The sequence below is a fragment of the Herbinix luporum genome, from assembly GCF_900070325.1.
GTDB lineage: Bacteria > Bacillota > Clostridia > Lachnospirales > Lachnospiraceae > Mobilitalea > Mobilitalea luporum.
In genome coordinates, this window is record NZ_LN879430.1 from 1,489,753 (window position 1) to 1,501,562 (window position 11,810).

At 36.9% G+C, this 11,810-nt stretch carries 3 protein-coding genes; all 3 read right to left on the bottom strand.

Annotation, left to right across the window (positions count from 1 at the left end; all coding sequences use genetic code 11):
* Nucleotides 1-304: 304 nt before the first annotated feature.
* Complete coding sequence (locus SD1D_RS06930) at nt 305-6,295, bottom strand: sugar-binding protein (protein WP_058258264.1); 5,991 nt, start codon at nt 6,293-6,295, stop codon at nt 305-307.
* Between the two features lie 366 nt (nt 6,296-6,661).
* Nucleotides 6,662-8,599 (bottom strand): flavocytochrome c, encoded by a 1,938-nt coding sequence (locus tag SD1D_RS06935; RefSeq protein WP_058258265.1) that lies wholly within the window; start codon nt 8,597-8,599, stop codon nt 6,662-6,664.
* Between the two features lie 355 nt (nt 8,600-8,954).
* Nucleotides 8,955-11,726, bottom strand: a complete 2,772-nt coding sequence (locus SD1D_RS12425; protein WP_242955196.1) for a non-reducing end alpha-L-arabinofuranosidase family hydrolase — start codon at nt 11,724-11,726, stop codon at nt 8,955-8,957.
* Nucleotides 11,727-11,810 lie beyond the last annotated feature (84 nt).

Sequence of the window (11,810 nt, forward strand, 5' to 3'; positions counted from 1 at the left end):
TTTTATACTCCTTACTTAATTCTATCTTTTATTATCTTCTACATACACAATAAAAACAATAGTAATTTCCCTAATACCAGTTCATTTTGATCAATTACTGCCACATAAAAAGTTCCCTTCTAATAGGCATTTTAGGACAGTTTATATATTTCCGTAATCAATAAAAGTCACAAAACCCAGGCTTTATAAAGCCTGGGTTTTGTGTTATCCAAAGCTGTTATTATAACTTAATACTACAGCTTATGGGCACTATGTTTTTTATTTCATTATTACCCAATCATCAGTTTTTCAAAACTTAGTTTTTCTATTTTTCTGCCGCCAAACCAACAGAAATAATATTCCAATATGAATCTTTTTCTTTGTATTCTCTATCAAAGATCAATGGATCTTGTGATCCCCGCCATGAATGCTGATCATTGATACCCCATAATGTTACAGATGAGATCTTATCTTTATAATCTATATAACATTGGAACAATTCTTTATAAATCTGTGCCTGTTTAGCAGCCATAGCTGCATCCGGTGCCGGTCCGTTGCCATTAATTGCTGTGGCAATATCAAGTTCCGTAATCTGAACATCGTAACCTGCTGCCACAAATTTATCAATGGTTTCTCTGTATTGATCAATCGATGGATAATAAATATTTACATGGCTCTGCATACCGATGCCGTCAACATTACCTGCTGCTTTTGCATCTGCTAATAATTCAATAATCTGTTCCGCTTTTCCTGGATCATATTCGTTATAGTCATTGTAATATAGCTTTATACCAGTACCTTCTGAAGCTTTTCTTGCCAGTTCAAATGCCTTTGTAACAAATGAGTAGTCTCCATAAACATTTTTCCAATGGGATGATTCCAAACTCATGGAAGATACTACTTCGTTACAGATGTCGTAAGCATAGAAGAGACCCGGATATTTTTCTTTAATATGTTCAAATACCTCATCTATAAACTGCTGAAGTCGAATATCCATAGTAGATGCATCTACATATGCACCATTATCATCAAATCCTTCTTTAAAGAACCAAGACGGCGTCTGGCTATGCCATACGAAGGTGTGTCCCCTCATCTTTAAACCATGCTCTACGGCAAAGTCACAATATTGATCCATTTTCGTAAAGTCACATTTAACAGCCCCTGCAGCTTTTGATGCCGCTTGATCTAATAGTACCTCCGGCTTCATATCATTTTCCACAGTGATACTATTGTATTGGGACAATAAATTCTGGGTATATTTCTCGTCGCCTAAACCGTTTAAATGAACTGCTGCCCCTATATAGAATTTATCTGCATATACATCTTTTAAGCTATAGCTTCCAATATCTTTGATTGCTTCATCTAATGCGTCTCTTGCCTGCATTATTTCCTCAGTTGTTGCCTCGGTTTTAGCAAGAATATCTTCTGCAGCAGCTATTGCATTCTTAATCTTTTCCCCATTGTTGAAGTAATCTAAGTTCAAACCGGCATATTTTTGAATGGCACCCATTAAGGTTATTACATCATTCAAAGCATTATATGCCCCATCTAGTTCAGCCTGTGTTGTTGCAGTACCAATTGCTGTATTTGCAGTATTAAGTCTTGTTGTGAAAGCTTCCACACCCTTAGTAAATCCGGTTACATCCATCTTCTTAGCAGTTTCCACTAAAGTCATTAACTTATATGGATTTAGTCCTGGAGCATCTCCGGGCTTTTTACCGGTAAGTACAATTTCACCAAATACGGCCGGGTTCATCCATGCACTATCAGTTGTATCAAACAAAGTAATGGTTCCTGCTCTACTAGATCCAATGCCGTCATTTACCTGTAGTTCTATGCCAAGTATTTTATTATTGTAAGCAAGATTCTGTAATTCAACTCTGGCTTCAACAATATATTCATTATCACCTATCTTAGTAGCTGTATAGAAACGGCTAATATCACCACTGCCCACTGACTGAACATTTTTGTAATTAACTCTGAACTGTAAATCATCGGATCCATACCTGGATGCCTTATCATTATTCTCATCTAGGAATATTTCGATGGAATCTTGCTCATGTAATTGACTGGGTGCATCTGTCATGTTAGGATCTTTCACATGGGCAAGAACATAAAGTGCATTATCATCCCATAACACCTTAAATGTTGCACTTGCTTCTACTGCTGCATTGTTTGTATGAGGAGGCTTAATTTCAATTGCATTATTCCAAACCTCGTCAATTTCACCGTCAATCTTAGGTGTTCCGTATTTAGCAACTATCTTCCCATCTGCCGTAAATCCCTTCTCATCAGTTACTATATCCGAATCAAGATTAGGTGTTTCTTCAGCAAAGAATAAATCCGGTAAAATATTATATAAATACTGATTTACACATTGCCATGTATGGGTACCGTCTTCTAACAAGAGTAAGTATAAGTTACCTTGTGATAAATCTGCATTGTAGATAAAAATCGGATTGCCTTCACTATCTTTATAATTCGCCATATCAGGAATTGCATTTACCATGCCGCTATATGCTATATCATCCGTACCGGTAGCTGCAAATACATAGTAATCGGTCAAATTATAACCTTTTACCGCACTTGTAAAATCATTATTTCCCGGACCACCGCTTAAGGGAATATAATACTTAAAGTAATCAAAGCGATTCCTCATAAGGGTAAATGTACAACCTGCTCCTTGAGAAAAACCTCCAACTGCATGATGACTTCTTGCAGCTTTTAGATCATCCTTAGAACCTGAAGCAGCATAAGTATTATATTTTGTAGCTATAAAAGGCATTATCTCATTGATTAATTCATATTGTAATCTTCCTGATTCCATACCTCTATAGTAAGGGGTAACAATAATCATTGGATCAAGTTCACCATTGGCAATCATCATATCAAGGACTTTCTTCATTACAGTAGTTACATTAGGATCATCATCGCCAAATACTGTATTTTGATCTTCTGCGGTACCATGGATTAAGTATAAGACATTATATCTTGTATTTTTATCTTCAGCATTATAACCTGCCGGAAGATATACAAGCATATCTTTTTGTATTGCATTACCAGCTACACCATCGTCACTATACTCATATGTATCATAATATTCTCTTACAACAGTTCCCTTTGCTTTTTCATCATAAGGTTCTGCAGTAAGATACTCTGCAGGAATTCTTCTGAACTCTTTAATTCTTGCTAATTCCGGATCTATGTCTTTAATGTCTTTATGAACAAGGGCCCTGATTGCTTGATCTAAAGAATCATACAAAGCGTCAACTTGTGCTTGGTCACCTGTAGCAATGGTTGCATCCGCTTTGGCAAGCAGTTCTCTTACCCTTGCTGCTGTATCATCGGTATAGCGGGCTAATTCAATATCATTTGCGATATTTACCAGTTTCAACAAATCATATTTATTGAAGCCCATTACATCTGCGGCATCTTTTTCACAAAGAACAAGTTTACCGAATTTTGTCGGACTTAAATAAGCAGTGCTTGTTTTATCAAACACATTTAAGGTACCAGTTCTGTTGCCATTCTTAGCATCGTTTAACTGCAACTCAAAACCATAGATATTGTTGCCCTTTGCTGGGTTTTGAAGAGCGATTCTGGCTTCTACAATATAACCGGTTACCTTTCCTTCAGAATCTTTCTTCTCAGATACTGCAGTATATAACCGGTCCAAACTACCGCGATCTGCAGAAAGCCTATTATCACAGCTGATTCTGTAATGGGTATCGTCAAGATCAAAGATATTTTCTTTGGCATTATTCCCTTCATCCAGGAAGATTTCAACACAATCTCTGTTATATACGATACCTGATGATGTATCCAGTGCATTATCAGTAACATCTGCCAAAACATAGAGGGCCTTATCATCCCATAATACTTTAAATTTAGCACTGGTATCTGTAGAGCCTGAACCTGATGGAGTGGCCGGAACAAAATCAACTTCATCCCATACCTTATCGATTTCACCATCTATCACAGGTGAACCGTACTTAGCAACCATGTTACCGTCTTTGTCAAAGCCGGTTACTTTTAACTGTGCAATTGCTTTATCTAATGCAGCCATTGCTTCATTCATCTCATTAACCCTTACCTCTGTCTTACCTAGAAGTTTTTCAGCTTCTTCAATTGCTTTCCTTACAGCAGCTACCCCCTCAGCCTGATATAGGGATAAGTCCATGTTTGCTGCTTTTGTAACTGCATTTTCAAATGCAATTACACTATTTAAAGAATCATAAGCCATATCAATTTCCTCCTGAGTTAATTTATCTTTTGCGGCTACATCTTTTGCTGCCTTTAAGTTTGCCTTAAATAATACAGCTGTAACTTCCATCTTCTCGGCAGTATCGATTAACTTAAGTAACTTATAAAGATTAAGTCCGGGCTTATCTTCGGATTTTTTACCGGTTAGAATCACTTCTCCAAATACAGTTGGGTTGCTCCATGCACTGTCTGTTGTATCAAATACATTAATAGTACCTGCTCTACTTGTTCCAATACCGTCATTTACCTGTAATTCTATACCGTAAATCTTATTGTTTGCAGCAATTTTTTGTAATTCAATTCTTGCTTCTATAATGTAGTATCCATCACCTATCTTAGTTGCAGTATAGAATCTGCTAAGATCGCCACTCCCCAATGACTGTTCATTGGCGTAATTTACTCTGAACTGTAAATCATCAGAACCATATGATGATGTCTTATCATTATTTTCATCAAGGAATATCTCAATGGAGTCTTTTTCATATTCTTGATATGGTGCCAGTGTCATGTTGGGATCCTTCACCTGGGCAAGGATATATAGTGCATAATCATCCCATAATAGCTTAAATGTTGCACTTGCTTCTACTGATGCATTACTTGTATAGGGCGGCTTAATCAAGGGGGCTTTATTCCAAACCTCATCAATTTCACCGTCAATCTTAGGAGTTCCAAAATAAGCTACGATTCTACCTTCAGCTGTAAATCCCTTATCATCTACTTTTATTTTCTCATCTACAGGTGGTGTGGGTTTTGGTGGTTTTGGTGTAGGTTTCGATGGTTTTGGCGTTGGTGTCGGTTGCTTTGGTGTAGGTGTAGGCGTAGGTGTATCAGCACCAACACTATAAACCTTACCGTTAACTTCTACATTAACCTTGTATTTGCCTTCTACTTTCGGTATTGCATTAGTATCCACTGCAGTTATCTTTGATTTTGCAGCTGCCTCCTTTTCTATTCTGAGTACTGCTTGATAGGAAGCATTTATATTAAGGACAATATTTGTATTAATTTTAACACCTGGGGTTTCAATATTCAATGTAGGAAGTTCTTTTGCTTTTCCATTGAATTTAATATCACATGGTTGTATAGCGTCAATTTTTGCTTTTCCGTTTATGGTAAGGTCCAGATTGATTTTACTTTTATCTACAACAATCCCACAATCTGCTTTCTTTTCAACTGTTATTTTACTTGATGTAGCCACATGTAGTGTATTACCTTTAGCATATTCCTTCCAACCTTGTTTTAAATCACGTATTGTTATGGTTTTAAATACTCCATTATTATGTATTATTGCCTTTGGTGCATTAACAATCAAATCTTTACCCTTATAGTTACCTTTTGGAATTGTTAATTCCATCTTTTTATTGGAGCTAATTATAATTGTACTGGCTTTGCCTGCTTTTAGAACCTGATTAAGTCGTTCTTGATTGGATACCGTAACTTCCGGTGACACCTTTATTTTTACTTTATCTGTACGAGATTTATTAAGTGTGGTAGCTTTAATTGTTACGGTACCTTTTTTTAATGCAGTTACAACTCCATTGGCATCCACTTTGGCTATGGTAGTATCGCTTGAGGTCCAGTTTACAAAGTCAGATGCTTTTGCAGGCGTATAAGTACAATTTAAGTCGATTTTTTCACCTACAGCCATGGACTGTATCTTATTATTAATAGCTACCTTTGTAGCCGGGTTCTTAGAAGGCTTCTTTACATATACTTTTGCCTTAAGTGTTATGGTTTTTTTCCCTGTTTTAATCTTACAGCTAATAGTTGTACTACCGGGAGCAACTGCTTTTACAAGCCCCTTATTATTAACTGTTGCAACTTTCTTGTTGCTGCTTTTCCATTGGTAGGATGCTTTCTTTGGCTTATTTTTGATATTGAAATCATAAGATTTCCCTACCAAAATATTTCTGTACATTGCCTCTTTAAAGACGGGATCATTTTTTGTTGCTGCACTTGCAACCTGAGTACCTGTTCCTGTCAGATCAAGCAACACCATAGAAATGACAGCCAACATAGAAATGAATCGCTTTAAGAACATACTTTTCTTCATAGAAGCATCTCCTTTTTGAAAATTTTTAAGTCGCTGTAATTAATTTACATTTACAGTTTTATACTACCATATGTCCTATAAGTAATTCAATTAAAGTCTATCAACATATTACCGGTGTTTTTTTGCAAATAGCCGTCTATTTTACATTATTATCTTTCTATTTTATAGAATAAGGCATATTTTTCACAGTTTCACATGGATGGTGTAGGAATAAACCTGCTTGATGGAAGGGGGAAGAAGTCAAATAGAGTATAATGACAAAAAGACAGGATTACTGTCATTAATAATTACAGTAATCCTGTCCTTTATATATTTTGCACACCCAAAGGAGTAAACAATAGAATTCGAATAATATATAATACTTCCTTAATTTGCTTCTTTTACAATTCTAGCAGCTTCTTCTCCTGCAGTTTTTCCAAATACATGAATATCTACAAGTGCATTACCACCTAAACGATTAGTTCCGTGGATTCCTCCTGTTACCTCACCTGCTGCTAAAAGGCCAGGTATTCTCTCACCGTTATTATCCAATACATGAGTTTCTAAGTCAATTTCAAGACCACCCATAGTATGATGTACTGTCGGAACACGTGGTGAAGCATAGAACGGTGCTTTATCTATAGGTTTTCCAAAAAGTGTACGTCCAAAATCAGCATCATATCCTGCTTCTACATAACTATTAAATGTATCATGGGTTTCTTTAAGAACTTGAGGATCAATTCCTATTTGCTCTGCTAATTCTTCAATAGTGTCAGCTCTAAAGACCACACCATCTTCTACTAATTTTTCTACGTCATCGCCCCATATATTTAGGCCTGATTCATTAAGATCAACTTCGTTGTTTGCACAAGAAATTACATAGGACATGGCATTTGTTTGAGCCAGTAGAGCATTTGTCATTGTATCTCTACGTCCATCCTCTGCCATAAATCTCTTACCTTCTTGATTTACCTGATAATAATATTCTACACCTGCTCCGCCAATCCAGCCATTTAGAGAGCCGTCTTTAGGATTTCCAAGTGGTAGAGATTGGATGTATTCCATACCAATAAGATTAGCCCCAGCAGCTTCCGCCATCTTTATACCATCACCTACTATAGCCGGACTGTTTGTTGTAGGTAAATTTTCAGTCAATGAAGGCACATATTCTTGTCTCATTTCTACGTTTGCAGCAAATCCACCTGTAGCAAGTATTACTACTTTAGCTCTAATCTCCATCTCTTGGCCGTTAGATTCACCTTTGATTCCAACTACAGTTCCATTTTCTATTATCAATTCCGTAGCCGGAGAATTTAGTAAAATTTCAACTCCTAGCTTTCTAGCTGTATCTTCATTAGCTTTGATATAATCGTATCCGGCAGAATTAATTGGCAAGTGAGCTCTTGGCCATAATCCACCTGGTACTGTTGTGATTTCATCTGTCCATTGTACTCCATTACCTGCCATCCATTGGCTGGTTACTAAAGATTCATCAACTAATTTTTCAACAAACTCTAACTTTCCGGCATAATCACCACCGGCATAAGTTTGTAATTTATGAAGTGCAAGGGAATCGAATAAACTATCTATTGATCCTTTTTCATAAGCTTCCAAATCAGCTTTTAATTCTTTCATTAATTCAGCATGGCGCTCATTTTTGGGTTCTTCTTTTGTTAATTCCCATGCCTTTTTCATACTTGCTTCATCAGCAGGTTGTACTTTTGCTTGTCTTTCTGGATCAACAGCGTTATACGGTCCTCCAGCTCTAACAGTATTTCCACCCAAAGCAGCAGTTTTTTCAACTAAAATTACTTTAGCACCATTATCAGCTGCTGCAACTGCAGCTGCAAGGCCTGCTCCACCGCCTCCAACTACTACTACATCAGTTTCCTTTATTATAGCTTCACCTTCGGTCTTTTTTATGGCAACTTCTTTTAGGGATTTTACATCCCCACCGGCTTCTTCTACTGCTTTAGAAACAGCTTCGATTATTGCCTTAGAAGTTATTGTAGCTCCACTTATAGAGTCAACACCTAAGGATTGATATTTTACAATATCGGCAGGAAGTTGTTCAATAGCAATGCTTCCAATTCCATTTGTCTCTGAGTTTTCTAGTATCTTTATTTCTGCTATTTCATTATCTGTAAATGTGATTTCTGCCTTAATCTTGCCTACATATCCATCTACTTCAGTTGTGTAAGTACCAGCCTTGAATAATGCTGATGGATCTTTCACAGATTGTTCTTTTTTACTGCATCCAATAAATGAAAAAATCATCATGATTGCCAATGTTATGATTAACATTTTTTGTTTTTTAAAGCTCAAATTTTTCTTCCTCCTAGTTAATAAATGATAATTTTAATGAGAATTTGCTGCACTATACTATCATTGAATTTAATCATTGTCAATAAATTAACATATAGTATTTTCTTCCATTATAATTTTTTTAAGCAACAATTTAAGCTGCACAAGCTTTGCCAGTTTCATTTTATTTGTAAACTTAATGAAGATATGCCTACAAAAATAGAGAGTCAACTTATTGCAATAATAAGTTGACTCTAATATACATCTTCATATGCTACATATGAAGGGCTCAAAGATTACTATTTTTAATAATCATTTCTTTAGAGCGGAAAGATTAAGTACATCAATATCTTTATCCGAACTCAAATCTTTAAAACTACCAGAAATATTTCATGGCATTAAGAAAATACATATTCATTAAAGAATAGACTAATGAATTATTACCACTTCCGGCTCCGCTTAGTTCTCTTAAGGCTACAGGAGAGGATTTACTGAATGTGAAATAATTCACGTTAAATAAATAACCACTGCCTCCTGTAAATACTAAATATAAGTCATGTTTACCGGTAGCACCGCTGACACTGCATGTTACATCTCTCCAGTTTTGCCAACCTCCGGTTCCGGGAACTGAAACATTACCAATTAGCTTACCGGTAGGACTATCTAATCTAAGCTCAATGGTACCACCATTAGTTTCACTTGCAACTCTGGCCTTAAAGCTTGCAGCACCGTAATCGAAATCTATATCTTTGTAAACCACATAATCCCTATTTTCAATATAGCCTATATTATTTCCGCCACCTGTATCTGTGCAGGCTTCCGTTTCAATTCCGGACTGACTATCATAGTTTTCCGCCTCAATCTTTGAAAATGCTGATTTAGGTGTTTCTTGTTTGTCTTTGTCATAATTTCTGATAATTCCAATATCCCAGTTAATCTGCTGATAGGGACCTGATATGTCTGTTGTTCCTTGAATAAGAAATTCAACTTTATTAATATCATTGATTTCTAATTTTTGATTATATCCTGCACGAATAAGTTCCCCATGGGAAACATGGGTAGTCCACTTATCTGCATTGTATTTCAGATTACCTCGCCATGCCCATTTTTCTGCAACCTGTTTCCATGGTCCTCCTGCGCTTGACGATGTCCATAATTCGTAATATCTTCCATCTTTCATGTCTTCAACTAACAGATAATACTTTCCATCTGCCAGGGATTTGTATACTTCTGCACCTTCGAAGGTATCATTTAGAGCGACCTCAGGAGCACTCCATCCATGGGGGAATTTATCCAATGTTGTCTTACGCAAATACACCTTACCTGAGCCATCATCTGGGGAATTATACATATAAGCATATTTATCGTCACATATGATATAGTAATCCCAGCCCATATTACCTGATATACCAAAAGATTTCGGTCCTGACCAGGAGTTAGGATCAGAGATATTGCTTGTTGTAGCATATGCAGCCCCATAAGTACCATCCTGATATACCAGGTACCATAGCCCATGAGGTTCGAAATAAAACACTTCCGGAGCACAAAAATATGCTTCCCCTATTTTGCTCATATATGTTCGAGGGGCATTTTTTAATCCATCAAGTGTTGTTGCAGATGTATAAAGCATCTGCCATCCACCACTTTGATTGGCTCCTGTGTAAAAAACATGATATTTACCACCATAATAGACAATGGTAGGATCTTTTGCCCCATAATAATCATACGGTCTACATTCACCATGGCGGATAACTCTTTCATCTACATACCATGTTGGATTAGGATTTGGATTCGGATTTGATACGTTTCCGCCTCCATTATTACCTCCTCCGGTTTCAGAAGATGATTTGCTGAATATAAAATAGTTTATATTAAATAAATAACCACTGCCTCCTGTAAATACCAAATATAAATCATGTTTACCGGTAGCACCGTTGACACTGCATGTTACATCCCTCCAGTTTTGCCAACCTCCGGTTCCGGGAACGGAAACACTTCCGATTAGCTTACCGGTAGGACTATCTAACCTAAGCTCAATAGTACCACCACTTGTGTCACTTGCTACTCTGGCCTTAAAGCTTGCAGCACCGGTATCGAAATCTATATCTTTGTAAACTGCATAATCCCCATTATGGATATAGCCTATATTATATCCGCCCCCTGTATCTGTGCAGGCTTCCGTTTCAATTCCGGACTGGCTACTGAATTTCTCTGCTTCAATCTTTTCAAAGGCTGATAAAGGTTTTGAGGGTTCTTGTGATTTATTGTCAGTAAATCCTGCTGCACAAGCCATTTGTGCAAAATTCCAGAAACTTTGCTTCCATACATTCCAATCGTGTCCCCCTCCCTGGATAAGCCAATAGTGATGGGGAATACCTTGGGAATTACAGAAGTTGTGAACTCCTGCTCCAAAACTTATTAGATTGTCGTTAGTTCCGCATGAAATAAATAATAATTTTAATTTACTTTTTGCAGCTGCACCGTTATCAGGAAACAATCTAGATGTTGAATATGTATTCGGTGCTGCAGAAAATGCTCCTATATATGGGAATATGTCCAAATTGGTCAGTCCAATGTTAAAGGTTTGTCCGCCTCCCATTGAAAGACCGGCAAGGGCACGATGTTGGCTGTCAGTTTTAACAGAATAGTTAGATTCAACATAGGGAATAAGACTATTAATTAAATCTTTTGTGAAATTCTCCCATCCGTCTGCTACTCCGTTACCGGATGCATTTCCATTGGGAAGTACAAGGATAAAGGGGTCAATTTTTCCGGCAGCAATAAGATTATCAAGGATTACATTTGGTGCACCGTTATTATACCATTCGTCCTCATTACCACCAATACCGTGTAATAAATACATGACGCTATACTTTTCATTTGTTGAATATCCGGGAGGCAAATAAATTCTCGCTCTTCGCTGGCTGTTTGTAGCTGTGGAGTAATAAGTAATATAACTGACCTGACCCTGTGGGTTGCCGTAATTCACTCTGTCATATCCAGATGGTGGTGTAGCTGGAAGCGTTTCAGCTGCCCTTACACCGATTGGCCGTGCAAATATAAACGGCTGTGCAAGTATGATTGCTACAATTAACAAGAGATGTACTATTTTCCTGTCCAATACACTCATAAATTTTTTTTGCTTCATATCCTTTTTCCTCCTTTTATATTTTTGACCTTCTAGCCACAATATTAGGTAAATATAACCGTAACCTGGGGAGTTTAATTCTAA